Annotated in this window: 21 protein-coding genes; 14 read left to right on the top strand and 7 right to left on the bottom strand. The window is 70.8% G+C overall.

Annotation, left to right across the window (positions count from 1 at the left end; all coding sequences use genetic code 11):
- Positions 1-212: 212 nt before the first annotated feature.
- Positions 213-1,415, top strand: a complete 1,203-nt coding sequence (locus ACIGXX_RS03700) for a histidine kinase (RefSeq protein WP_361464844.1) — start codon at positions 213-215, stop codon at positions 1,413-1,415.
- Here the strand turns inward: ACIGXX_RS03700 and ACIGXX_RS03695 are convergent.
- A complete protein-coding gene (locus tag ACIGXX_RS03695) occupies positions 1,390-2,070 on the bottom strand; it encodes a response regulator transcription factor (RefSeq protein ID WP_361464847.1) in 681 nt (226 codons plus the stop codon). The genes ACIGXX_RS03700 and ACIGXX_RS03695 overlap by 26 nt on opposite strands.
- A 183-nt stretch (positions 2,071-2,253) precedes the next feature.
- Between ACIGXX_RS03695 and ACIGXX_RS03690 the strand changes: the two genes are divergently transcribed.
- The gene (locus ACIGXX_RS03690) at positions 2,254-2,694 is read left to right on the top strand and encodes a hypothetical protein (protein WP_361464849.1); all 441 of its coding nucleotides are present in this window, start codon (positions 2,254-2,256) and stop codon (positions 2,692-2,694) included.
- Positions 2,695-2,911: 217 nt separating this feature from the next.
- Here the strand turns inward: ACIGXX_RS03690 and ACIGXX_RS03685 are convergent, their stop codons facing one another.
- Positions 2,912-3,334 carry a secondary thiamine-phosphate synthase enzyme YjbQ gene (locus ACIGXX_RS03685; RefSeq protein WP_351156276.1) on the bottom strand — a complete coding sequence of 141 codons (423 nt, stop codon included), beginning with the start codon at positions 3,332-3,334 and terminating at the stop codon, positions 2,912-2,914.
- Positions 3,335-3,435: 101 nt separating this feature from the next.
- On the opposite strand from ACIGXX_RS03685, the gene ACIGXX_RS03680 reads away from it, so the two are divergent.
- The 6 genes from ACIGXX_RS03680 to ACIGXX_RS03655 all read left to right on the top strand — a co-directional run bounded on the left by ACIGXX_RS03680 (position 3,436) and on the right by ACIGXX_RS03655 (position 8,867).
- The gene (locus tag ACIGXX_RS03680; protein WP_349817350.1) at positions 3,436-3,519 is read left to right on the top strand and encodes a putative leader peptide; all 84 of its coding nucleotides are present in this window, start codon (positions 3,436-3,438) and stop codon (positions 3,517-3,519) included.
- A 119-nt stretch (positions 3,520-3,638) separates the two neighbouring features.
- Positions 3,639-4,562, top strand: a complete 924-nt coding sequence (locus tag ACIGXX_RS03675) for an ABC transporter permease (RefSeq protein WP_351156278.1) — start codon at positions 3,639-3,641, stop codon at positions 4,560-4,562.
- Positions 4,535-5,362: an ABC transporter ATP-binding protein gene (locus ACIGXX_RS03670; protein ID WP_351156280.1), complete on the top strand. Its 828-nt coding sequence runs from the start codon at positions 4,535-4,537 to the stop codon at positions 5,360-5,362. The genes ACIGXX_RS03675 and ACIGXX_RS03670 overlap by 28 nt, the downstream gene beginning before the upstream one ends.
- A gap of 68 nt (positions 5,363-5,430) precedes the next feature.
- Positions 5,431-6,474, top strand: coding sequence for an ABC transporter substrate-binding protein (locus ACIGXX_RS03665; protein WP_399972368.1), 1,044 nt, complete (start codon positions 5,431-5,433; stop codon positions 6,472-6,474).
- A 2-nt stretch (positions 6,475-6,476) separates the two neighbouring features.
- Positions 6,477-7,685 carry an LLM class flavin-dependent oxidoreductase gene (locus ACIGXX_RS03660; RefSeq protein ID WP_351156285.1) on the top strand — a complete coding sequence of 403 codons (1,209 nt, stop codon included), beginning with the start codon at positions 6,477-6,479 and terminating at the stop codon, positions 7,683-7,685.
- Positions 7,686-7,745: 60 nt separating this feature from the next.
- A complete protein-coding gene (locus ACIGXX_RS03655) occupies positions 7,746-8,867 on the top strand; it encodes an NAD(P)-binding domain-containing protein (RefSeq protein ID WP_366462598.1) in 1,122 nt (373 codons plus the stop codon).
- A 24-nt stretch (positions 8,868-8,891) separates the two neighbouring features.
- Here ACIGXX_RS03655 and mltG read toward each other — a convergent pair whose 3' ends face one another.
- Together mltG and ACIGXX_RS03645 are read right to left on the bottom strand one after the other, a co-directional pair.
- The gene (mltG, locus tag ACIGXX_RS03650) at positions 8,892-9,767 is read right to left on the bottom strand and encodes an endolytic transglycosylase MltG (RefSeq protein WP_383824444.1); all 876 of its coding nucleotides are present in this window, start codon (positions 9,765-9,767) and stop codon (positions 8,892-8,894) included.
- A 46-nt stretch (positions 9,768-9,813) separates the two neighbouring features.
- Entirely contained in the window at positions 9,814-11,631 is a 1,818-nt protein-coding gene (locus tag ACIGXX_RS03645; RefSeq protein WP_383824073.1) for an ABC transporter ATP-binding protein, read from the bottom strand.
- 135 nt (positions 11,632-11,766) lie between these two features.
- Between ACIGXX_RS03645 and ACIGXX_RS03640 the strand changes: the two genes are divergently transcribed.
- The 3 genes from ACIGXX_RS03640 (at position 11,767) to ACIGXX_RS03630 (ending at position 16,788) form a co-directional block, all read left to right on the top strand.
- Positions 11,767-12,210, top strand: coding sequence for a MarR family transcriptional regulator (locus ACIGXX_RS03640; RefSeq protein WP_361464867.1), 444 nt, complete (start codon positions 11,767-11,769; stop codon positions 12,208-12,210).
- 53 nt (positions 12,211-12,263) lie between these two features.
- Positions 12,264-15,182 carry an FAD-binding and (Fe-S)-binding domain-containing protein gene (locus ACIGXX_RS03635; RefSeq protein WP_399972364.1) on the top strand — a complete coding sequence of 973 codons (2,919 nt, stop codon included), beginning with the start codon at positions 12,264-12,266 and terminating at the stop codon, positions 15,180-15,182.
- Between the two features lie 154 nt (positions 15,183-15,336).
- Positions 15,337-16,788: a Gfo/Idh/MocA family protein gene (locus tag ACIGXX_RS03630; RefSeq protein WP_399972361.1), complete on the top strand. Its 1,452-nt coding sequence runs from the start codon at positions 15,337-15,339 to the stop codon at positions 16,786-16,788.
- Here the strand turns inward: ACIGXX_RS03630 and ACIGXX_RS03625 are convergent.
- Positions 16,727-18,205 (bottom strand): cation:dicarboxylate symporter family transporter, encoded by a 1,479-nt coding sequence (locus ACIGXX_RS03625; RefSeq protein WP_399972357.1) that lies wholly within the window; start codon positions 18,203-18,205, stop codon positions 16,727-16,729. The two genes, ACIGXX_RS03630 and ACIGXX_RS03625, sit on opposite strands and share 62 nt — an antisense overlap.
- A gap of 265 nt (positions 18,206-18,470) precedes the next feature.
- Complete coding sequence (locus tag ACIGXX_RS03620) at positions 18,471-19,211, bottom strand: L,D-transpeptidase family protein (RefSeq protein ID WP_399972354.1); 741 nt, start codon at positions 19,209-19,211, stop codon at positions 18,471-18,473.
- A 303-nt stretch (positions 19,212-19,514) separates the two neighbouring features.
- Here ACIGXX_RS03620 and ACIGXX_RS03615 point away from each other — a divergent pair, with 303 nt between their 5' ends.
- The 3 genes from ACIGXX_RS03615 to vph are packed head-to-tail and all read left to right on the top strand — an operon-like array spanning position 19,515 to position 24,038.
- Positions 19,515-21,356 (top strand): ABC transporter transmembrane domain-containing protein, encoded by a 1,842-nt coding sequence (locus ACIGXX_RS03615; RefSeq protein WP_399972351.1) that lies wholly within the window; start codon positions 19,515-19,517, stop codon positions 21,354-21,356.
- A complete protein-coding gene (locus ACIGXX_RS03610; RefSeq protein WP_351156302.1) occupies positions 21,353-23,134 on the top strand; it encodes an ABC transporter ATP-binding protein in 1,782 nt (593 codons plus the stop codon). The genes ACIGXX_RS03615 and ACIGXX_RS03610 overlap by 4 nt, the downstream gene beginning before the upstream one ends.
- A complete protein-coding gene (vph, locus tag ACIGXX_RS03605; RefSeq protein ID WP_361464884.1) occupies positions 23,127-24,038 on the top strand; it encodes a viomycin phosphotransferase in 912 nt (303 codons plus the stop codon). Before ACIGXX_RS03610 ends, vph begins: the two co-directional genes overlap by 8 nt.
- A 47-nt stretch (positions 24,039-24,085) precedes the next feature.
- Here the strand turns inward: vph and ACIGXX_RS03600 are convergent, their stop codons facing one another.
- Positions 24,086-24,880: a metal-dependent hydrolase gene (locus ACIGXX_RS03600; protein WP_351156307.1), complete on the bottom strand. Its 795-nt coding sequence runs from the start codon at positions 24,878-24,880 to the stop codon at positions 24,086-24,088.
- Positions 24,881-24,913 lie beyond the last annotated feature (33 nt).

The following is a 24,913-nucleotide window of genomic DNA, read 5'->3' as shown; positions in this document are numbered from 1 at the left end:
ATGGGAAGCGGTCGGGACCCTGGGCTGCCGCCCGGAGGAACCGTCGTCGACGGGCCGGGCGGGGCACAGGCGCCGGGGGAACGCCCGTGCCCTCGAACCATGCTGGGCCGGCCCGCGGGGGCCCGGCGTCAGCCCTGGGTACGGAGTGCGGCGTTCCGTGTCGGTCATCCGGCCGACACCACATGAGCCATCCGGCTCCCTAGGCTGGTGGCGTGGACTGGAAACCTCCGTTCTTGCCCGGCGTCCGCCGCGTCGTCTCCACCGCCGCGGTGATGTCCCTGGCCCTGCTGTGGGCGGCCGACATCCTGGTGCTCCTGTTCGTGACCGAGCCGCCGATCGCACCCACCAGTTGGCTGCCGGTGTTCGTCACCGGCCCCTTGGCCGCGCTCGCACTGCCCGGCCCCCACCACCCGCTGCCTTTCCCGGCGCGGGCGGTGGGGGCGGCCGCCATCTCCCTCACGCTCAGCTGCGTGTGCCTGTTCGTGCCGGTGAGCGGGACGGACTTCGGGTATCTGGAGATGTTCGCGCTGCTGTTCCTGATCATCCAGACGCTCGCCCAGGTCCCCGGCACCCGTGCCATGGCGTGGACGGTCGCCGCCCTGGCCGCCGGCATGCTGATGCAGACACTGCGCACGCGGACTCTGGACGGCTTCGTCGGGGGCAGCTACATGGTGACGATCCTGCTCTCGCTCGGCATCGCCATGGGGTGCGTCGTCCGCGCGTCCGAGGCCCGCCGGCAGCGTGCCGTGAGGGACGTGCGGCACGCCGAGCGGCTGGCTCTGGCACGGGATCTGCACGACCTGATCGCCCACCACATGACGGGCATCATCGTGCAGGCCAACGCGGCAAGGACCGTCCACGCGACCGCGCCCGATCGGGTCGAGCCGGCCCTGGAGGCGATCGCCCGGTCCGGTACGGAGACCCTGGAGTCGATGCGGCGGCTGGTGCGGGTGCTGCGCGAGGACGACCATCAGGCGCTGCGGCCGGGCGATCTCCTCGCCGAACTCGGGGATTTCGTCGGCGAGTTCTCCCGGCGCCGGCCCGACGCTCCGGCGGCCCGGCTCGAGGCGAGCGCCGCGGTCCGCACGAGCCGGTTCAGCCCGGAGGTCGAGGCGACCGTGTTGCGGGTGGTCCGGGAGGCCCTCACCAACGTGCTGCGGCACGCCCCGAGCGAGCGGGTGACCGTACGTCTGGACGCCGATCCGGGGTGGTTACGGGTGGCGGTGACCAACAGCGCGGGTCAGCGCCAGGCGGACCATCCGGCGGGCGGGCGCAGCGGCTTCGGCCTGATCGGTCTTCGCGAACGCGTCGAGGCGCTCGACGGCACGTTCCGGGCCGGGGCCACGAGCTCCGGTCAGTGGGAGGTGGTGGCCGGACTGCCGCGCCCTCTCACGACCGCGGTTCCCGCGAGGTGACCACACCGTTCTCCCATGCCCAGGCCGCGATCTCCACGCGGTTGCGGGCCTCGACCTTGGCCTGGATCCGGGCCAGGTATGTCTTCACCGACGACAGCGACAGGAACAGTTCCTCGGCGATCTCCTGGTTGGTGCGTCCCACGGCCACCAGCCGAGAGATCTCCGTCTCCCGGCTGCTCAGCCCGGCGGCCGCCTGCTGCTCCTCACCGCCGGCTCTGTGCCGCAGGCCGCGCAGCAGCCGCACGGTGACCGCGGGCGAGACCAGCGCGTCGCCGCGAGAGGCCGCCCGTACCGCCTCCACGAGCAGCGCGGGCGGAGCGTCCTTGAGCAGAAAGCCGCAGGCGCCGTAGCGCAGAGCGTCGCGTACGTAGTCGTCCTGGTCGAAGGTGGTGATCACCACGACGTTCATCGCGGATGCGCCGGGCGACCCGCCCGCCAGGGTGCGGGTGACCTCCAGGCCGTCCATGCGCGGCATGCGGATGTCGACCAACACCACCGCGGGGCACAGCCGTCGGGCCAGCTCCACGCACTCGACACCGTCTCGGGCGACACCCACGACCCGGATACCCGGCTGGGCATCGAGGATCATCTCGAAGCCGGTTCGGACCAACTCCTGATCGTCGGCGATCACCACATCGATCGGCTCGTCAGGCACAGCCCGTCCCTTCCGTCTCCGGCAAGATTCGCCCCGCACGCGACCGTCAAGGTACCTGATCTCGTCTTCACGTGCCGGGTGACCGGAAGGACGGCACGCAGCAGGGCAGCCGACGTATGCGCAGGTCAGAACTTGCCGGGCCCTGGTGCGCGGGGTGGCGGCCGGGCAGGCTAGTTTGCTCGGATGAGTCTCCTTGATGATGTGGCCGAACGCGACGGCTGGCGATGCTGGGTGTGTGACGAGGCGGTCGACCCCGACGAGTCGGTGAACGACCCGCGAGGGCCCAGCGTCGACAGCCGGACCGCCGACCGGAAGGCCAAGGTCGCCGAGCGGCTCGCGCACCGCGGGTGCAACACCCGCAAGGGCGCGGTCAAGGTGGTCATCGCCTGGCCTGACCGCCTGTACGTGGTCGAACCCGCGCCACTGATCACCGTGGCCGGGAGGCTGGAGCGCAAGGGGGGCCGCGAGATGGTGGGCCGTTGTCCGACCAGGCGGGACGCCCAAGAGGCGGCGGATTGGCTGGTTGACCGGTTCTCCCGACTGGTACCGGGGCTCCCGGTGACCGCCGACATCGAGCCGGGCGGCGGCCAGTTCCTCATCACCCTGTCCACCGGCCGCCGCTGACCCGAGATCCCCAGCGCACACCCGCGTCGAGCTGAACCGTCGGCCCACGCCGACCTGTCCAAACGCCGTACTCGATGCCGTTGTGGCTCATCTTCACGATGTGGCCGGCGCCGTCGGCACGGACGTGGGTCGCGCAGGGTTCGCCCTGCTCGCCGCCGGAGACGTCGGCTCCGTCATTGCGAGGGCGATGGCGCCAGGCCCTGGGAGGCGATCTCGCTCAGCCCAGGAAACTCAACCGCACCTGACGGTCGGGGTTGTCCCGGTTCGTGTCCACCAAGCACACCGACTGCCAGGTCCCCAGCTCCAGTTGCCCCCTCACCACCGGCAGCGTCGCGTGCGGAGGCACCAGGGCCGGCAGGACGTGGTCGCGGCCGTGGCCGGGGCTGCCGTGGCGGTGCTGCCAGCGGTCGTCGGCCGGGAGCAGGGTGTGCAGCGCGGCCAGCAGGTCGTTGTCGCTGCCCGCGCCCGTCTCCAGGATCGCGATGCCCGCGGTGGCGTGCGGGACGAAGACGTTGAGCAGGCCGTCCCGGCCTGCCGCCGCCTCGCGCAGGAAGCTCTGGCAGTCGTCGGTGAGGTCGAAGACCTTCTCGGACGAGCCGGTGGTGACGTTCAGGACACGTGTGGTGAAAGCATCGGACATGGGTCCATCCTCCCTCACGTCACTCCCATTCACTGATACGTGGCGTCCGCCTTTCGAGACGCCATTGACCGTACGCAGACGATCTGGCTACGTTCAGCGGCATGTTGCGTTCAGCTCTGCTCACCACGCGCGGTCACATCGACCTGCTGCGGGTGGCTTCTGCTGCGTGTCGCCGCGGCTGCTGACGTTCTCTCAGCCCGCTTTTCACTCTTCGCACTTCTCTGCCCTGCTGCCTTCGCGCGGTTGATTTCGCCGTCCCGCGCGTAGCCGCTTCGGGCATCCCTCCCTCCTGCCGTGGAGCCCCATGAGCATCAGCCATGCCCCGCCGGATTCCGTATCCGACATTTCGGGTATATCCAAGTCCGATGATCCCGCCCAGGACGTCGGCAACGCCGATGGCGCCCAAGGCGCCCGGTCGGCGCAGCCCGATCTCGTCCCCATCGTTCCTTCCTCCACCCGCCGCACCCGCATCCCCCGCTGGCTGCGCCGCACCTCCGGCCCCCTCGCGCTCCTCACCCTGTGGCAACTCCTCAGCTCCACAGGGGTGTTGACCAAAGACATCCTCGCCTCGCCGGGCACCATCGCCGGTGTCGCCCGCGATCTCCTCAGCGACGGTTCGCTGACCTCCGCCATGGGGGTCTCCCTCCAGCGCGTCGCGGTGGGGCTGCTGCTCGGCACCGTCGTCGGGACGGCGCTCGCGCTCGTCTCGGGCCTCTTCCGCGTCGGCGAGGATCTCGTCGACGCCAGCGTGCAGATGCTGCGGACCGTGCCCTTCGTCGGGCTCATCCCGCTGTTCATCATCTGGTTCGGCATCGGTGAGGCGCCCAAGGTCGCCATCATCACGCTGGGCGTCTCGTTCCCGCTCTATCTGAACGTGTACGCGGGCATCCGCGGGGTCGACTCGCAGCTCATCGAGGCCGGGGAGTCCCTCGGACTCTCTCGGTGGGGGCTCGTGCGCCACGTCATCCTGCCGGGCGCGCTGCCGGGTGCGATGACCGGTCTGCGGTACTCCCTCGGTATCGCCTGGCTCGCCCTCGTCTTCGCCGAGCAGATCAACGCGGACTCCGGCATCGGTTTCCTGATGGTCCAGGCGCGTGACTTCCTGCGGACCGACGTGATCGTCGTCTGCCTGATCGTCTACGCCTTCCTCGGCCTCATCGCCGACTTCATCGTCCGCACCCTCGAAAGGCTGCTGCTGCAATGGCGACCGACGTTCACCGGCCGGTGACCCCCGCCGACCCAACGGCCAACACCCCTGCCAGGACGGCCACTTCGGCCGTACGCGTCGAAGGGCTGACCCGCTCCTTCGACGGGCGTGCCGTCATCGACCGGCTCGATCTCGACGTGCGGCCCGGGGAGTTCGTGGCGCTGCTCGGGCGCAGCGGCTGCGGCAAGTCGACCCTCCTTCGCATCCTCGCCGGGCTCGACCGAGACATCGAGGGGACGGTCCTCGTGCCGCGCCGCAAGGCCGTCGCGTTCCAGGCACCGCGGCTCATGCCCTGGAAGCGCGTGTGGCGGAACGTACTGCTCGGGCTGAAGGGAAAGCCCGAACGGAGCGTCGCCGAGCGGGCGTTGGAGGAGGTCGGGCTGAAGCACCGTACGAACGCCTGGCCCAAGACGCTCTCCGGTGGCGAGGCCCAGCGCGCCTCGCTGGCCCGGGCCCTGGTGCGCGAGCCCGATCTGCTGCTGCTCGACGAGCCGTTCGGCGCGCTCGACGCACTCACCCGCATCAAGGCCCAGCGGCTCGTCGACGAGCTGTGGCAGCGGCGCGGCTGCGCGGTCCTGCTCGTGACGCACGACGTCGAGGAGGCCGTGCTCCTCGCCGACCGGGTGCTCGTCATGGACGACGGGGTCATCGCGTACGAAACCGAGATCGACCTGGACCGGCCGCGCGGCATCTCCGATCCGCGCTTCGCCGAGCTGCGTGCCGAGCTGCTGCAGCGACTGGGCGTCGACGCGCCCCACTCTGCGGAAGCCGAAGCCGAGACCAAGACCCAGGTCCAGACCCAAGCCTCCGCCGCGGCCTGAACCACCCGCCTGAACCACCCGCAGTCCCCCTCCCCGTGCACAGCACGAACACACCGAACGGACTCACCATGCGACGACATCTCGCCGCCCCCGCCCTGCTTCTCCCCCTGGCCCTGCTGCTCACCGCCTGCTCCGGCGCGTCCTCCGCAAGCACCTCGTCCGCCGGCGCGGGCGGCGGAACCGACGGCAAGGGCTCGCTCACCCTCAACGTCGGTGACCAGAAGGGCGGTTCGGAGGCCGTGCTGCGTGCGGCCGGGGAGCTCGACGACCTGAAGTACAAGATCCGCTGGTCCACCTTCACCTCCGGGCCGCCCCTTCTGGAGGCCGTCAACGCCAAGGCCGTGGACATCGGCGCCGTCGGCAACACGCCGCCCGTCTTCGCCGCCGGGGCGAACTCGAAGATCTCCGTGGTGGCCGCCACCCATGGCACCGCGGCGGGCGAGGCGATCCTCGTCCCGAAGGACTCGCCGCTGAAGAAGCCCCGGGACCTCAAGGGCAAGTCCGTCGCCGTGGCGCAGGGTTCGTCGGCGCACTACCAGCTGATCGCGTCTCTGAAGGAGGCGGGACTCGACTTCAAGGACGTCAAGGTCAAGTATCTTCAGCCGGCCGACGCGCTGGCCGCGTTCACCAGCGGGAAGGTGGACGCCTGGTCGGTCTGGGACCCGTACACCTCGCAGGTTCTCGTGGGCAAGCAGGGCCGCGTCCTGGCCGACGGCGACGGCCTGGTGAACGGCCTCAACTTCCAGGTGGCGGCGCCCGGCGCACTCAAGGACAAGAAGAAGTCCGCGGCCATCGACGACTACCTCAGGCGGCTGCGCAAGGCCCAGGCCTGGGTCTACGACCACCCGGAGACGTGGGCGAAGGTCTGGGCGAAGGACACCGGGCTGCCCTACGAGGTCGCGCTCGCGGCGGTCAAGCGCAGCAACGGCACGCGGGTGCCGGTGGCCGTGGACAAGAACGTGATCACCTCCGAGCAGGAGATCGCGGACACCTTCACCGACCAGAAGCTCATTCCGCGCCGCATCGACTTCGGTGACTTCGTCGACACCCGCTTCAACGGCAGCCTGCCGCCCTCGACCAGCAAGCCGCGCACGTACGACAAGGAGTCCTGACGATGACCGTCCACCTCAACTGGTTCCTGCCGACCGGCGGCGACGGCCGTACCCTCGTCGACCGGCACGCCTACACCGACGGCGGCGTCAAACGCTCCCGCGTCACCCCCGTCAGCGGAGTGCGGGCCCCCGACATCGACTATCTGATCCAGATCGCCAAAGCGGCCGAGCAGGTGGGCTTCGAGGCGGTGCTGACCCCGACCGGCACCTGGTGCGAGGACGCCTGGCTGACGACGGTCGCGCTGGCCCAGCACACGGAGCGGCTCAAGTTCCTGGTCGCGTTCCGTCCCGGCGTCATCTCCCCCGTGCTCGCCGCGCAGATGGCGTCCACGTATCAGCGCATCACGCGCGGGCGGCTGCTCCTGAACGTCGTCACGGGCGGCGACTCGACCGAGCAGCGGCGCTTCGGCGACCACCTGGACCACGATCGCCGTTATGCCCGTACGGACGAGTTCCTGTCCGTCGTACGGGGCGTGTGGGGCGGCAAGCCCTTCGATTTCCAGGGCGAGCACTACGACGTGGAGGGCGGTCTGACCGCGCTGCCGCCGGACCCGCTGCCGGAGGTCTTCTTCGGCGGTTCGTCGGCGGCGGCCGGGCCGGTGGCCGCCCGGCACGCGGACGTGTATCTGACGTGGGGTGAGCCGCCGGAGCAGGTCAAGCAGAAGATCGACTGGATTCGCGGGCTCGCCGAGGAGCAGGGCCGCACGGTCCGGTTCGGGATCCGGCTGCACACCATCTCGCGGGATTCCGCCGCCGAGGCGTGGGCCACCGCGAACCGGCTGCTCGACGACCTCGACCCGGACACCATCGCCGCCGCCCAGCAGGCGCTCGGCCGCAGCGAGTCCGTCGGCCAGCAGCGGATGCTGGCGCTGCACGGCGGTTCCCGCGACGACCTGGAGATCTCGCCGAACCTGTGGGCGGGCGTCGGTCTGGTGCGGGGCGGCGCGGGCACGGCGCTCGTCGGCAGCCACGCGGACGTCGCCGACCGGATCGAGGAGTATCACGCGCTCGGCGTCGAGCACTTCGTCCTTTCGGGCTATCCGCACCTGGAAGAGGCGTACTGGTTCGGCGAGGGCGTGATCCCGGATCTGGCGGCGCGCGGGCTGCTGCCGCGGATTCCGGCATCCCAGCTGTCCGGGGTGCCCGCGGCGAACGGGCGTCCGGCCTCCGCGCCGGGCGGCGCGCCGCTCCTGGTGGCGGGCGGGCGCTGACTCGCGCCCGCGTCCGGGAAGATCCCGGGCCCCGATGGAGTTAGTAGAAACGTGAACGACATCGGGGCGCGGGACGCGGCCGCACACGAAGCGGCAGACGCGGCACAGGCGGCACAACAGGTGGACGCGGTCGTCATCGGCGCGGGGCAGGCGGGCCTGTCAAGCGCCCATCACCTGCGCAGGGTCGGCTTCGAGCCGGACCGGGACTTCGTCGTCCTGGACCATTCGCCCCGGCCCGGCGGCGCCTGGCAGTTCCGCTGGCCCTCGCTCACCTACGGCAAAGTGCACGGCATGCACTCCCTGCCCGGCATGGAGCTGACCGGCGCCGACCCATCGCGGCCCTCGTCGGAGGTCATCCGGGAGTACTTCGAGGAGTACGAGCAGCGCTTCGACCTGCGGGTGCACCGCCCCGTCGACGTACGCCGTGTGCGCGAGGGCGAGGGCGGGCGGCTGCTGGTCGAGACGTCGGCCGGGACCTGGGCGACCCGCACGCTGATCAACGCCACGGGCACGTGGGACCGGCCGTTCTGGCCGCGCTACCCGGGGCAGGACACCTTCCGTGGGCGGCAGTTGCACACGGCCGTCTATCCGGGGCCCGAGGCCTTCAAGGGGCAGCGGGTGATCGTCGTGGGCGGCGGGGCTTCGGGCACCCAGCATCTGATGGAGATCGCCCCCTACGCCGCCGAGACCACCTGGGTCACCCGGCGGGAGCCCGTCTTCCGCGAGGGTCCGTTCGACGAGAACTGGGGCCGCTCGGCCGTGGCCATGGTCGAGGAGCGGGTGCGCCAGGGACTCGCGCCGCAGAGCGTGGTGTCCGTGACCGGGCTTCCGGTCAACGACGCCATCCGGCAGGCGCGGGCCGACGGGGTGCTCGACCGGCTCCCGATGTTCGACCGCATCACGCCGAGCGGTGTGGAGTGGGACGACGGGCGGCGCGTCGATGCCGACGTCATTCTCTGGGCCACCGGCTTCCGGGCGGCGATCGAGCACCTGGCGCCGCTGCGGCTGCGTGAGGCGGGCGGCGGCATCCGACTCGAGGGCACCCGGGCCGTCGCCGACCCCCGCATCCACCTGGTGGGGTACGGCCCATCGGCCAGCACGATCGGCGCGAACCGTGCGGGGCGGGCGGCGGTGCGGGACATCCAGCGGCTCCTGAAGGAGGGAGCGCCGGTCACGGTGTGACCGGCGCCCTTACCCGGCGGACTGCTAGGCGTCCTGCTTCTTCTCGCTCTCGCCCTTGTCCTCGTCCTTGTTCTTGTTCTTGTTCTTGCTCTGGTTCTTGTTGAACTCCGCCACGTTCTTCTGCTGCTCCTCGAAGCTCGACGTGAAGCGGGTGTCCCCCGGCTTCACCGTCACGAAGTACAGCCAGTCGCCCTGCGCCGGGCTGGTCGCCGCGCGCATCGCCTCGTCGCCGGGATTGCCGATCGGGGTGGGGGGCAGACCCATGCGCGTGTAGGTGTTGTACGGGCTGTTGATCTTTGTGTCGCGGTCGCGGGTGTTCAGCGTCGAGCGGTTCAGGGCGTAGTTGATCGTGGAGTCCATCTGTAGCGGCATGCCCTGGTCGAGGCGGTTGTAGATGACGCGGGCCACCTTGCCCATGTCCGCCTTGGAGCCCGCCTCGGCCTCGATCATGCTGGCGATGGTGACGGTCTGGTAGACGTTCACCGCGTTGCGGTCGGCGCCCGCCGTGACCTGGCCGCCGCTGAATTTCTTGGTGGCCGTGTTCACCATGTACGAGAGCACGGACGCGGGAGTCGACTGGTTGCTGATGGGATAGGTCGCCGGGAAGAGGTAGCCCTCCGGGTTTCCGCCCGCGTCTCTGGGGAGTCTGAGGGCGGCCTGGGGAATGGCTTTCTTCGTGGTGCCGTCCGGCACGCCGAGGGCCTTGTCGACGGCCCCGTACACCTGGCCCGAGCGCCAGCCCTCCGGGATGGTCAGGGACTCGGGGCGTGCGTCGTCGTCCGGGAGCAGCAGCGGCACCGCAACGGCGGTGACCGCCGCGACGGCTCCGGTCGCGATCAGGGCGATCCGGCCCCGACGCGTCAGTCGAATCGTGCCCCGGCGCGGAGTCTTGGTCTGCAGCATGCGGGCACGGTATCCCGCAAATGCCGACATTCCGTGCATATCTTCATGTTGCTGGCTCCAGTTGGGCGTCTCTCCGAACCAGGGCGGCGTAACGGCCGTCCCTCTCCAGGAGCTCCTCGTGGGTGCCGCGCTCGACGGTCCGGCCCGCGTCCAGGACCACGATCTGGTCGGCGCCGCGGACCGTGGAGAGCCGGTGGGCGATCGTGAGCGTCGTCCGGTCGGCGGACAGGGCGTCGATGGCGTCCTGCACAGCGTGCTCGGTGTGGGTGTCCAGGGCGCTGGTCGCCTCGTCCAGGATGAGCACGGGCGGATCGCGCAGGATCGTGCGGGCGATGGCCAGACGCTGCTTCTCGCCTCCGGAGAAGCGGTGGCCGCGCTCGCCGACCACCGTGTCGTACCCGTCGGGCAGGGACGCGATGTGGTCGTGGATCTGGGCGGCGCCCGCGGCCGCGATCAGCTCCTCGTCCGTGGCGTCGGGCTTGGCGAAGCGCAGGTTCTCGGCGACCGAGGCGTGGAACAGATACGTCTCCTGGGAGACGACGCCGATCGCGCGGGCCAGCGTGTCGAAGTCCAGGTCGCGCACGTCGACGCCGTCGAGCGTCACGCGGCCGCCCGTCACGTCGTACAGCCGCGGCACCAGATAGCTGAGGGTCGACTTTCCCGAGCCGGTGGGGCCGACGACGGCCAGGCTGCCGCCGGCGGGGACGGTGATGTCGATGCCGTCGAGGATCGGGCGGCTCCGGCCGTCGTCTCCGTCGTAGCGGAACTCGACGTCCTCGAAGCGGACTTCGCCCTTGATCTTGTCCAGGCGCACCGGGTGCTCGGGTTCGGTGATGTCGATGGGCAGGTCCAGATACTCGAAGATGCGCTGGAAGAGCGCGAGTGAGGTCTGGATCTGCACACCGGTGGTGAGCAGGCTCACGGTGGGCCGGAACAGGCCCTGCTGGAGCGAGACGAAGGCGACGAGCGTGCCGATCGAGACCGTGGGGCCGCCCGTCTGGAAGGCGAGGCCCGCGGTCCAGTAGATGACGGCGGGCATGGCGGCCATGACGATCGAGATGACGGCCATGCGCCAGCGCCCGGCCATGTTCGACCGGACCTCGAGGTCGACGAGGCGCTCGGACTCGTCGGCGAAGGACTTGGTGAGCGAGTCGGCGCGGCCCATCGTGCGGCCGAGCAGGATGCCGCTGACGGAGAGCGACTCGGTGACCGTCGCGGCCATCGCGGCCATCTGCTTCTGGCGCTGCGTGGCGATCTTCTTGCGCTCGCGGCCGACGCGGCGGCTGATCCACACGAAGACGGGCAGCAGGAGCAGCGAGACGACCGTGAGCCGCCAGTCCAGGGCGAGCATCGCGACGATGGTGGCGATCACGCTGGTGAGGTTCGAGACCAGGGAGGTGGCGGTGGAGGTGACCGTCGCCTGCATGCCGCCGATGTCGCTGGCGATGCGGGACTGGACCTCACCGGTGCGGGTCCTGGTGAAGAAGGCGAGCGACATGCTCTGCAGGCGGCCGTAGACCGCGGTGCGCAGGTCGTGCATGACGCGCTGCCCGACCGTCGTACTGATCAGGGTCTGCAGGACGCCGAAGATGCTGGTGACGACCGCGCTGAGGATCATCCCGAGGGCGAGCAGGCTCAGCAGGCCCGTCCGTCCCTGCGGAATGGCGGTGTCGAGGATTTCCTTCAGCAGGAAAGGGGTGGCGACCGAGACCAGGGACGCGGCGGCCACCAGCAGGCCGACGATCGCGAGGCGGGCGCGGTAGGGGCGGAAGAGGCGCAGGATGCGGCGGATCTGCCGCGGCTGTTCCTCTTGGCCGGGGGCCGGGGGCTGCGGTGTCCACTTGGGTTCGTCGGGACGCATGGGCTCCTACGGGAGGTGTGACGGCCGCCGGCGCGGGCCGGCGATGACGGTCGACATTCAGCCGACGATGACTGATGGAGCATAGCTCACTGTTACCTATACTCACAATGCACAAGGTCCTGATAATGTTCCCGCATGAACACCCCGGACGCCGACGGCCTGCTCGCCGAACAGCTGCTGCGGCTGACCCGCAGGCTGCACCGCATCCAGAAGCGTTATCTGGTGCCGATCGGCATCACCCCGGCCCAGTCGCGCCTGCTGCGCACCCTCGTGCACTACGAGACCCCGCCCCGCATGGCCGACCTCGCCCAGCGCCTCGAAGTCGTGCCGCGCGCCGTGACGAGCCTGGTCGACGGCCTGGAGGCCAGTGATCTCGTGCGTCGCGTCCCCGATCCCACCAACCGCCGGGTGATCCGCATCGAGCTCACGGACGCGGGGCGCAAGTCACTCAGGGAGCTGCGCAGCGCGCGCCGGGCCGCCGCGGAGGACATCCTGGCTCCACTGGACGCCGAGCAGCGCGAGCAGCTGGGCGGCCTGCTGAACGCGCTGTTCGACGTGCCGGACGTCCGCCGCTGCTGACTTTGGCCGACCGTCCGGCACCGCCCGACCGTCCGACCCGCCGAGGAGAGCTCATGCCGTTGCTGGAGCCCACGCCGGAAGCCCTGCGTCCCGCCTCGCGCCCCGAGGGACCGGCGCACGACCGGGTGCCGGACCGGCGGGCCACGGGCACCCCCGAGCCGCTGCGCTCGGAGCTGTCCGCGCTGCTCGGCGCGGACAAGGTCCTGACGAAGATCTCCGACCTCGTGCGGTACGCCTCCGATGCCAGCCCCTACCGCTTCGTGCCCCAGGTGGTGGTCGTCGCCGAGGACATCGACGACATCTCCGCCGTCCTGTCGTACGCGCACGGCAGGATGCGCGAGGTCGTCTTCCGCGCGGCCGGCACCTCGCTCAACGGCCAGGCCCAGGGCGAGGACATCCTGGTAGACGTGCGCAGGCACTGGGCGGGCGTCGAGGTCATCGGGGACGGCGAGCGGGCGCGCATCGGCCCCGGCACGACCGTCCTGCGGGCCAATGCCACGCTCGCCCGGCACGGGCGCGTGCTCGGCCCCGACCCGGCGAGCGCCATCGCCTGCACGATCGGCGGGGTCGTCGCGAACAACGCGTCCGGAATGACGGCGGGCACCACCCGCAACTCGTACCGCACGGTGGCCTCGCTCACCTTCGTCCTGCCGACGGGCACGGTCGTCGACACGGCGGACCCGGACGCCGACGAGCAGCTGGCGCATGCCGAACCGGCGCTGTGCGAGGGCCTGCTGGCGATCAAGCGGGAGATCGAGGCGGACCAGGAGCTCACGTCCCGCATCCGCGCCAAGTACGAGATCAAGAACACGAACGGCTACCGCCTGGACGCGTTCCTGGACGGCTCGACGCCCGTGGAGATCCTGCGCGGCCTGATGGTCGGCTCCGAGGGCACCTTCGGCTTCATCTCCGAGGTCGTCTTCGACACGCTTCCGCTGGACCGGCAGGTGACCACGGGCCTGCTGTTCTTCCCGTCCCTGCCGGCCGCCGCGGCGGCCGTCCCGCTGTTCAACGCGGCGGGCGCGCTGGCCGTCGAGCTGATGGACGGCAACACGCTGCGTGCGTCGACCAGCATCGCGGGGGTGCCCGCCGACTGGGCGCGGCTCCCGAAGTCGACGGCCGCGCTCCTGGTGGAGTTCCGCGCGCCGGACGAAGCGCGCCAGGAGGCGTACGAAGCGGCGGCCGCCAAGGTCGTCGAGGAGCTCGAACTCGTCGCGCCGGTGGCCTCGGTGACCAACGCCTTCACCCGCGACCCGAAGGTGATCGGGGGCTACTGGAAGGCCCGCAAAGCGTTCGTGACGGCGGTGGGCGGCTCGCGCCCCTCCGGGACGACGCTGATCACCGAGGACTTCGCGGTGCCGCCCTCCCGGCTCGCCGACGCCTGCCAGGCCCTCCTTGAGCTCCAGACGCGGCACGGCTTCGACGCGGCCGTCGCGGGACATGCCGCGCACGGCAATCTGCACTTCCTGCTCGCCTTCGACGCGGGACTGCCGGCGGACGTGGAGCGCTATGCCGCGTTCATGGACGACTTCTGCCGACTGACCGTCGAGCGCTTCGACGGCTCGCTCAAGGCCGAGCACGCGACGGGCCGCAACATCGCCCCGTTCCTGGAGCTCGAATGGGGCCCGAAGGCCACGGAGTTGATGTGGCGCACCAAACAGGTCATCGACCCGGACGGCGTGCTCGCGCCGCGCATCGTCCTCGACCGCGATCCGAAGGCCCACCTGCGCGGCCTGAAGACGATCCCCAAGGTGGAGCTGATCGCGGACCCCTGCATCGAGTGCGGCTTCTGCGAACCGACCTGCCCCAGCGAGGACTTGACGACCACTCCGCGCCAGCGGATCGTGCTGCGCCGCGAGATGATGCGCCAGGAGCCCGGCTCGCCGGTCGAGGACGGCCTGGTCGAGGCGTACGGATACGACGCCGTGGACACCTGCGCCGGCGACTCGACCTGCAAGCTGGCCTGTCCGGTGGGCATCGACACGGGCGCTCTGATGAAGGACTTCCGGCACGCGCGGCACTCGCCGCGCGAGGAGAGGACGGCCGCCTTCACCGCCAAGAACTTCAAGGCGGTCGAGGCCGCGGCCCGGCTCGCGGTGGGCGCCGCGAGCCGGATCAGCGACCGGCTCCTGACCACGGTGACGCGCGCCGCGCGCAAGGCCGTCCGCCCCGATCTGGTCCCCGAGTGGCTGCCGGACATCCCGGGAGCCGCCGCCCGCAAGCTGCCGCGCACCACGCGCGTGGGCGCGAGCGCCGTCTACTACCCGGCGTGCGTCAACCGCATCTTCGGGAGCCCCGGTGACCGCTCCCTGCCCGAGGCGGTGGTCGCCGTCTCCGCGCGCGCGGGACGGCCCGTCTGGATTCCGGACGACGTCGCGGGCACGTGCTGCGCGACGATCTGGCACTCCAAGGGGTACGGCGAGGGCAACGCGGTGATGGCCAATCGCATCGTCGAGGCGGCCTGGGGCTGGACGGCGGGCGGCAGGCTGCCTCTGGTGGTGGACGCCTCGTCCTGCACGCTCGGCATCGCGCACGAGGTCGTGCCCTACCTGACCGCCGACAACCGGCAGTTGCACCGGGAACTTACCGTGGTCGACTCCCTGGTCTGGGCCGCGGACGAGCTGCTCCCCCACCTGACCGTGCACCGCACGGTCGGCTCCGCCGTTCTGCACCCCACCTGCTCGATGAGCCACCTCGGGGACGAGGCCCAGCTGCGCGCCGTCGCCGAGGCCTGCGCGGACGAGGTGGTGGTCCCGGACGACGCGGGCTGCTGCGCCTTCGCCGGTGACCGCGGCATGCTGCACAAGGAGCTGACGGAGTCGGCCACCCGCAAGGAGGCGGCCGAGGTCACCGCCCGTCCCTTCGACGCGCATCTCTCGGCGAACCGCATGTGCGAGGTGGGCATGGACCACGCCACGGGCCGCTCCTATTACTCCGTGCTCCAGGAGCTGGAGCGCGCGACGCGTCCGTGAGCGCCGCCGTGCCAAAGCTGCCGGACTCGACGCCCCGCTGACGGGGGCGCGAAATAAATCCAACTCCCTGGCCACTTCGGTCCCTTGCGCCACGCCCATCCCCCCATCAGGGTGGCATCCGTTCCAGCGCAGGCATCCAAGCCACGGAGGTCCGATGCACGACGAGCACGCGATACCGAACCCTGACGACTCCGCCGACGGCGCCTCCCGCCGTGCCGTGATCCGCACCGCGGGCCTCGCCGGAGCCGGGCTCGGCCTCGGCGCCCTCACCGGCGGCACGGCCCACGCCGACGCCCCGCAGGGCGCGCCCACCGCGCCCGCCGCCGCGGCCTCGGCCGCCGATGCACCGCCCCGCAAGGGCAAGACCATGATCGGCGTACCGTTCGAGCGGCGTTCCACCGTGCGCGTCGGCATCGTCGGGCTCGGCAATCGCGGTGGCAGCATGATCGACCTCTTCCTGGCGATCCCGGGAGTGAAGGTCGTCGCGCTCTGCGACCCGGTCAAGGACAAGACCGCGGCCGCCGCGAAGAAGGTCACCGCGGCGGGCCAGCCCGCCCCGGCGACGTACACCAAGGGCGATCACGACTTCGAGAACCTGTGCAAGCGCGGGGACGTCGACTTCGTGTACGTGGCGACGCCCTGGGACTGGCACTTCGACATGGCCAAGACGGCGATGCTGAACGGCAAGCACGTCGGCGTGGAGTGTCCCGTTTCCCTCCAGCTCGACCAGCTCTGGGAACTGGTCGACCTCTCGGAGCGGACCCGCAGACACTGCATGCAGTTGGAGAACTGCTGTTACGGCAAGAACGAGATGCGCGTCCTGCGCATGGCGCACGCGGGCAAGTTCGGCGATCTGCTGCACGGGGCGGGCGCCTACAACCACGACCTGCGCGGCCTGATGTTCGACCCGGACTACTACGAAGGCCCGTGGCGGCGCCTGTGGCACACGCGGCTGCGCGGCGACCTCTACCCCAACCACGGCTTCGGCCCGGTCTCCAACTACATGGACATCAACCGCGGCGACCGCGTCACGCACATCTCCAGCTTCGGCACACCCGCCCTCGGTCTCGCCGAGTACCGCAAGGCACACATGCCCGCCGGCGACCCGAGCTGGAAAGAGACGTACATCGAGAGCGACCGGACCATCAGCCTGGTCCAGACGGCGAAGGGGCGGGTGATTCGCCTCGAACACGACGTTTCCACACCCCACCCGTACAGCCGCATCAACAGCCTCGGCGGCACCAAGGGCGTCTTCGAGGACTATCCCGAGCGCATCTACATCGAGCCGGACCACACGAACGACGAGTGGGGCGACTTCGGCAAGTACGCCGCGGACTTCGACCACTGGCTGTGGAAGGAGCACTCCAACCCGCCGGGCGGGCACGGCGGCATGGACTACATCATGATCTTCCGTCTGATGCAGACCATGCAGCTCGGCCTCGTGCCGGACTTCGACGTCTACGACGCCGCGGTCTGGACGTCGCCCGTCCCCCTGAGCCATCTGTCGATCAAGGCGAAGGGCGCGCCGCAGGCGATCCCGGACTTCACTCGCGGGCTGTGGAAGAAGGAGCGTCCGGGAGTGGACTCGGAGAAGCCGCAGGCGTAAGGGCCTCAGATGTAAGGGACTTGGGCCGTTCGGGCCCGGCGGTGCTCACGTCGGCACTGCCGGGCTCCTTCGCCGACTCGGCCGCGTCGGCCGACTCCGCCTGCTCCGTCTGCTCCGGCACGAAGGCGATCTCTCCGGAGAGGACCTTCTTGGCCCGCGCCGTCTCCAGCGCACCCTCCCAGCGCGAGACCACGAAGACGGCGACGCAGTTGCCGAGCAAATTCGTGGCGACGCGCATGGCGTCCATGATGCGGTCCACGCCGAGCAGCAGGGCGACCGCACCGGCCGGGATGACCCCGAGCGCGGAGGCGGTCGCGGACAGCGCGAGGAACGCCGAACCGGGCACGCCCGCCATGCCCTTGCTGGTCAGCATCAGGACCAGGACGACCGTGACCTGCTGGCCCAGGCTCAGGTCCACGCCCACGGCCTGCGCGATGAACAACGTACCGACGGAGAGGTAGATCGAGGCGCCGTCGAGGTTGAAGGAGTACCCCGTCGGCAGGACCAGGCCCACCGCGTCGTCGCGGCAGCCCGCCTGGCGCAGCTTCTGCATCATGCGCGGCATGACGGCCTCACTGGAGGCCGTGCCGAGCGCGAGCAGCATCTCCTCGCGGGTGTAGCGGACGAACTTCCACAGGCTCAGGCCCGTCAGAACCTTCAGGGCGACGCCGAGCAGGACGAGGAAGATCAGGGCGACCGCGTAACAGACGCCGATGAGCTTGCCGTAGGTCGACAGGGCGCCGAGCCCGTACTCCCCCACCAGGTGCGCCGTCGCGCCGAAGACGGCGAGCGGCGCCAGCTTCATGATGAAGCCGACGATCGCGAAGACGATCTCCTGGCCCTGCTCGATGGCGGGCAGGATCGCGGGGACCTTCGTGTTGCCCAGGTGCAGCAGGGCCGCGCCCACCAGGCAGGACAGCACGAGGACTTGGAGCAGCGAGTTCTCGGCGAAGGCGCCGATCGCGCTGTCGGGCAGCGAGTGCAGGATGAACTCGCTGGTCGAGGGCAGTTCACCGCCGCCGGTCTTCTCGTCGACGGCCGAGGCGTCGAGAGTGGAGGGGTCGACGTTCATGCCGGTGCCGGGGCTGACGAGGTTCCCGGCGAGCAGGCCGACGACGAGGGCGACCGTGGTCGCGACCTCGAACCAGATGAGGGCCTTGACCCCGATGCGGCCGAAGGCCTTGAGGTCTCCGGCCTTGGTGATTCCGGCGACGACCACGCAGAAGACGAGCGGGGCGATCATCGCCTTGATCAGACGTACGAAGCCGTCGCCGAGCGGCTGGACGGCGGTGCCCACGTCGGGCCAGAGCCTTCCGACGAGGACTCCGAGCACCAGCGCGCAGGCGACCTGCGCGAACAGTGAGGTTCGCAATGTGCGTGCTACGCGTCGCGGTAGGGACGGTACGGACTGCGGCACGGGCACTCCTGTAGTGAGGCGTCAACTGACTTCTGCCATACGGAAATTTCTTTCCGCGAGGCGTCACTATGGCGGAGTGCCTGCTTCCGCAAAAGACCTCCAGATCACATCGACGTAAATCTTGGATCTTGCTCCAAATCGCAAGAAGGCAGCGCGGATCCCAACAGCGCAGCCCGGTACACCGTGCCGGGTGCCTGCTCGATGTCTGTCGTGTGGGGAGCCGTGTGCGTGTGGGAGCCGCGTACGCGTGGAGAGCCGCGCCGGGCTAGTTCTTCAAGTTCGCCTTGTCGCCCATCACCACGACCGGGTGCTGCTTCGGGTCGAGGTTCTTGAGCAGATACTCCATGCCCGGCTTCGGCAGGCTCACGCAGCCCGACGTGCCGCTGCCGTGGTCCATGTGCAGCCAGATGCTGCCGCCCTTGGACTGGCCCTGGGGGCGCGTCGGGTCGTTGGGCGGGGTGCCCTTGGCGCGGTTGTAGTCGATGGCGATGACGTAGTCGAAGTCGTGCCAGTGCGTCTTGGGCCAGTAGTGCGGGGCCTGCATCGACTCACTCTGCGTGTACGGCAGTTCGGCGCCGGGATCGGCGAGGACACCGCCCGCGTCGGTGAGCGTGAAGACGCCGACCGGGCTGCGCTTGTCGTTCTCGCGGTGGTCGGTGGTCCAGCCCTTCTTGCCGTTGTGCGCGTCCCAGCCGCGGGTCTTGTCCCACGTCGATCCGGACTTCGTGTACAGGGCGACGGTGGACTTCGCCGAGTCCTCGCCCTCTCCGTAGACCGCCACGACCTGCCGGGAGTTCTTGGGGATCTTGCTCTGGAGGCCGTCGCCCACGTCGGGGATGCGCTTGAGGTCGGTCGTCGCCGACGCCTCGGCCTTCTTCGCCCGGCCCGCGCCCTCGTCGTTCTTCGCTCCGGCCTTCGCCCCGTCGTCCGAACTGCCACAGGACGTCAGAAGAACACCGCAGGCCGCGACTGCGGCCACCGCTCGCACCGCACCGGCTATACGCATCCGTCCATGGTCGCACCCGGTTCACGTGAGCCGCCCCGGCACCCGGCCCCGGGCGGAGAAGGGGCCGAATCTTTACTTCCCGACGGAAAATCGTTTGCTTCGCGCCACCGTCCGAGGCGAACCTTTCACGGCCTGTTACCGCAGCTTGTCCCCCTCTTGCTCGTCATTTCTTGCTTGTTGCTTCCGCCCGTTCACCCCCTGCACGCCGTTCACGTTGTTCACCCCGTTCACCACCGTCCGTTCACGCCGGCGCGCTCCGCCGAACCGACGGTCCGTCGCTCCGACCCTGGGACGTCACACGTCATGCAGATTCGCGATCTTCCGTTCACCGACCCGGGCATGCCGGATGCCCGCTCGGGCCCTCACTTCCTGCGCTGGCTCGGGCGGAACCAGCTCGGCGGCCAGCTGAAATCGCTCGCCTGGGGCCTGCTGCACTTCGGCTCCATCGCGGTACTCCCCTACCTCGTCGGCCTCTCCGTACAGGCCGTGATCGACCGCTCCGGGGAACGGCTCGCCGTGGCGGGCGCGGCGATGGCGCTGTGCGGCATCGCCATCGCGCTGGGCGACACCATGCTGCACCGCACGGCGGTCACCAACTGGATCACCGCTGCCGCCCGCGTCCAGCAGCTGCTGGCCCGCAAGACCGCGCAGCTCGGCTCGGCCCTCACGCGGCGCGTCGCCGCCGGTGAGGTGGTCGCGGTCTCCACCGGTGACGTCGAGAAGATCGGCTGGTTCGTCGAGGCGGCCTCGCGGTTCGCGGCGGCCGCGCTCACGGTCGTTCTCGTCTGCGTGGGGCTCGTCGTCTACCAGCCCGCTCTCGGCGTCGTCGTCGCGGTGGGTGTTCCGGTACTGGCGCTGGCGGTTCTTCCGCTGCTGCCGCGCGCCACCCGGCGTGCCGACCACCAGCGGGAGAAGGCCGGGCGTGCGACCGAACTCGCCTCGGACACCGTGGCGGGCCTGCGGGTGCTGCGTGGCATCGGCGGCGAGGAACTCTTCCTCGACCGCTACCGCAGTGCCTCGCAGGAGGTGCGTACGGCCGCCGTGCGCAGCGCCCGGATGTGGGCGGTGATCTCGGCGGTCCAGGTGCTGCTGCCGGGACTGCTGCTGATCGCGGTCGTCTGGCACGGCGTGAACCTGGCCCGTGAGGGCCGGATCACCGTCGGCGAGCTGGTGACCGTCTACAGCGCGGTCACGATGCTGACCTACCCGCTGCGGCACTTCGAGGAGATCGCGATGGCCTACAGCTTCTCGCGCCCCTCGGCCAAGCGCGCCGCCCGGGTGCTCTCGCTCCAGCGCACGACGCATGTCGGGGGTGACCTCGGAGGTCACGTCGGGGGTGACGAACGGCGTGCCCCCGTGGAGACGCCCGCCGGTGATCTCTACGACCCGGTCACCGGGCTCCTTGCCCCCTCGGGCCGTCTGACCGCCGTCGTGTGCGGCGACCCGGACGAGGCGGGGCGGCTCGCCGAACGCCTCGGCGGGCACGCGGCGTTCGACGACGCGGAGGAGCTGCCGTCCGTGCTGCTCGGCGGGGTGCCGCTCGACGAGGTACCGCTGGCCACCGCCCGTACCGCCGTCCTCGTACAGGACAAGGACCCGGTGCTGCTCTCCGGCACGCTGCGCGGGCTCCTCGACGTACCCGCGTCGGGAGCGGTGAGCGCCGACGACGCCCTGGAGGCCGCGCAGTGCGCGGACGTCCTGGACGCCTTGGCGCAGGCCTCGGTGGACGAGGCCCCGATGGACGCCCATGTCACCGAGCGCGGGCGCTCCCTGTCGGGCGGGCAGCGCCAACGGCTCGCGCTGGCACGCTCGTTGGTCACCGACCCCGACGTCCTCGTGCTCGACGAGCCGACGTCCGCCGTCGACTCGCACACCGAGGCGCGGATCGCCGAGGGCATCAAGGGTCTGCGCAAGGGACGTACGACCGTGGTCCTCACGTCGTCGCCGCTTCTCCTCGACCGGGCCGAGCGCGTGGTCTTCCTCCACGAGGGCGAGGTCGTGGCGGTGGGCGAGCACCGCGAACTGGTGCACAGCGAACCGCGCTACCGGGCGGTGGTGACGCGTGAGACGGACGAGGAACAGGCGCCGCAGACACCGACCGACATCAGATCCGACATCCACATCGACATCGAGGAGACGGCATGATCGGCCTGGCGCCACCGGAGTACGACCCGGCGGCCCCGACCACCGCGGACACCCTGCCCGTGGGCGCGCCCGCGACGGTGGGAGCCTACGTACGCGAGCTGGTCAAGCGGCACCGCCGGGCCTTCGCCCTGCTCATCACGGTCAACACCTGCGCCGTGATCGCCTCGATGGCCGGCCCCTACCTCCTCGGCGATCTGGTCGAGAACGTCTCGGACAGCGCCCGCGACCTCCATCTGGGACGCACCATCGGGCTCTTCACCGTCGCCCTGGTCGTGCAGGCCTTCTTCGTCCACCAGGTGCGGCTGCGCGGCGCGATGCTCGGTGAGAGGATGCTGGCCGATCTGCGCGAGGACTTCCTCGTCCGGTCGGTCGGGCTGCCACCGGGCGTGCTCGAACGGGCCGGGACGGGCGATCTGCTGTCGCGGATCACCACGGACGTCGACCGGCTGGCGAACGCCATGCGGGAGGCTGTGCCGCAGCTCGCGATCGGCGTCGTGTGGGCCACGCTCCTGGTCGGCGGTCTCGCCGTGACCGCGCCGCCGCTGGCGCCCGCTCTCCTCATCGCGGTGCCGCTCCTGGTCGTCGGCTGCCGCTGGTACTTCAAGCGGGCGCCCTCCGCCTACCGTTCGGAGGCCGCGGGGTACGCCGCCGTCGCCGCGGCACTCGCCGAGACCATCGACGCGGGCCGCACGGTGGAGGCGCACCGGCTCGGGCAGCGGCGCGTGGACCTGTCCGAGCGCCGCATCAAGGAATGGACGGCGTGGGAACGGCACACGTTGTACCTCCGCTCGGTCCTCTTCCCGGTGATCACGTTCACCCACACGATCGTGCTCTGCTCCGTCCTGATGATCGGCGGCGTGTTCGTCCTCCAGGGCTGGATCGGCGTCGGCCAGCTGGCCACCGGCGCCCTGATCGCGCAGATGCTCGTCGATCCGCTGGGGATCATCCTGCGCTGGTACGACGAGCTACAGGTAGCCCAGGTCTCGCTGGCCCGCCTGGTGGGCGTGCGGGACATCGAACCGGACGCGGGCGACGGCTCCGTCACGCCGGAGGGACGCCATGTCCTCGCCGACGACGTGCACTTCGGCTACCGCGCGGGCGTCGACGTCCTGCGGGAGGTGTCACTCGCCGTCGAGCCCGGTTCGCGCGTCGCCCTGGTCGGCCCGTCCGGCGCGGGCAAGTCCACCCTCGGCAGGCTGCTCGCCGGGATCTACGCACCGCGCGACGGCCACGTGACGCTGGGCGGGGCGGAGCTGTCGGCCATGCCCGCGGAGGAGGTCCGCTCCCACGTGGCGCTGGTCAACCAGGAGCACCACGTCTTCGTGGGCTCCCTGCGCGACAACCTCCTCCTCGCCAGGACCGGGGCGCGGGACGCCGACCTGTGGGCGGCGCTCGGCGCGGTCGACGCGGACGGCTGGGCAGAGGCTCTGGGCGAAGGCCTGGACACCGAGGTGGGCTCGGGCGGGTTCGCCCTCACCCCGGCGCAGGCCCAGCAGATCGCCCTTGCCCGTCTGGTCCTCGCCGACCCGCACACGCTGGTCCTCGACGAGGCGACGTCCCTCCTCGACCCGCGCGCGGCACGCCACCTGGAACGCTCCCTCGCCCGCGTCCTGGACGGCCGCACGGTCGTGGCCATCGCCCACCGGCTGCACACCGCGCACGACGCGGACGTCATCGCGGTGGTCGAGAAGGGCCGGATCAGCGAGCTGGGCAGCCATGACGAGCTGGTGGGTGCGGGCGGTGCGTACGCGGCCCTGTGGCGGTCCTGGCATGGATAGTCCGCCACCGGCAGCGGGCCTTGGCCCTGCGGGCTTCGATCCCCGCGTATCGCATCGGGCCCTGCTCGGCCGCCTGCTGCCGGGGGACGAGGTGGCCGAACTGCCCCTGGTGCAGGGGCAGTTCCACCATGTGGTGATCGGCTCGGACCGTGTGGTGCGCTTCGCCCGCACCGAGGCGGCAGCCGCGCGGCTGACCACGCGGGCGACCGCGCTGCGCGCGCTGGCCGGACTCGGCCTCGGCTTCCGCACACCCGAGCCCCTGCTGGCCGGCGGCGCTCACGGCACGGACGAGCCGCCGTACCTGGTGCTCAGCCGTGTCCCCGGAGCACCGCTGGCCGACGGCGTGCTCGACCACCCCGAGGTGGCCGATTCGGTGGCGGCGCAGTACGCCACGCTGCTGACCGCCCTCGCGCGGGCGGGCGCCGACGAGAGGGCTCGGGGTGCGCTGCCGCGTGCGCCCGAGGGCGAGTGGCGGAGGTTCGCCGCGGATGTCCGCGCGGAGCTGTTCGGCCTCATGTCCGGCGCCGGGCGGCTGCGCGCGGAGCGGCAGCTCGCGGCGCTCGACGGCCTCCCCCACCTCACCGGGGCGCTGGTGCACGGTGACCTCGGCGGGGAGAACGTGCTGTGGGACGACGTTGGAGGACGACCGCGGCTCAGCGGAGTGGTCGACTGGGACGAGGCCGCGCTCGGCGATCCGGCGGAGGATCTCGCGGCCATCGACGCCGACTACGGCGAGGAGCTGCTGGACCGGGTGCTCGCGCTGGGCGGCTGGTCGCGGGCGGACACCGGGGTAGGCGCACGCGCCGCCACGATCCGCGGCACCTTCGCCCTGCAGCAGGCGCTGGCCGCGTACCGCGACGGCGACGCGGAGGAGCTGGCGGACGGACTTGCGGGGTACGTGTAGGGGGCAGAGCCCATCCGTCGGATGCTCACGTGTCCCCGCCCATCCCCTCAGATGAAGTTGAGCGCGGCAGCGCCGCCCACTCCCCCGAGCAGCATGAAGGCCGGCATAAGGACCTTCAGCTCGATCCAGCTGCCCGCCCGGAACCGCATCGGCTTCGGCGGTCCGATGGGGTACCAGCGCTTGCGGCCGATGGGGATGGGCCACAGGATCGGGCAGCCGGAGACCGTGAGCGCGTCCCCGATGTCGTGCACCAGGGCGCCGAGCACGATCGGCAGGCCCAGCCACAGGTACTCCTGGCCCGGCGCGGTGAACAGCCAGTCCGCGCCGTTGCCGGGCTTGTCCAGGACTCCGGCGAGGATCCAGGCGCTCGTCGCGGCGAGCAGCCACACCAGGACATCGCTGCTCGACCCGCGCGACGCCCGCCACAGCAGGCCTTCGATGGCGAGCACCATGTGGACGAAGAGCAGCGCGAGCACCGCCCAGCGGCCCCCGAAGATGGCCAGGGCGGAGGCGCCCGCCCCGATGAGGACCGCCCACAGCCAGGTGTGCGTGAGGGTGCGGTGCCCGCCGGCCCGGCGCGGGTCGCCCTGCTTGCGCGTCGCCTTGTAGACGGCGGCCGAGAGCTTGTCGACGATCTCGCACAGGCCCCGGGAGACCGGCCCGAAGGCCCGCGAGATGGTCGCCGACTTGTGGTCGAGGTCGGGTGCGAGCGCGGCTCCGGCGCAGATCAAGGCTCCGACGAGGAGAACCGGCCAGGGCATCGTGTGCCCCGCCGCCGCCGCGGCCGCTCCGACGCCGAGCCAGGCCGCCGCCCCCGACAGTGAGTGTGCCGGACCCATCATGGCTGTTCCCCGCCTCATTTCCGTTGTACTGAC

This window comes from Streptomyces sp. NPDC055243 (assembly GCF_044544025.1).
Lineage (GTDB): Bacteria > Actinomycetota > Actinomycetes > Streptomycetales > Streptomycetaceae > Streptomyces.
This window is presented reverse-complemented; position numbering and strand designations above follow the sequence as displayed.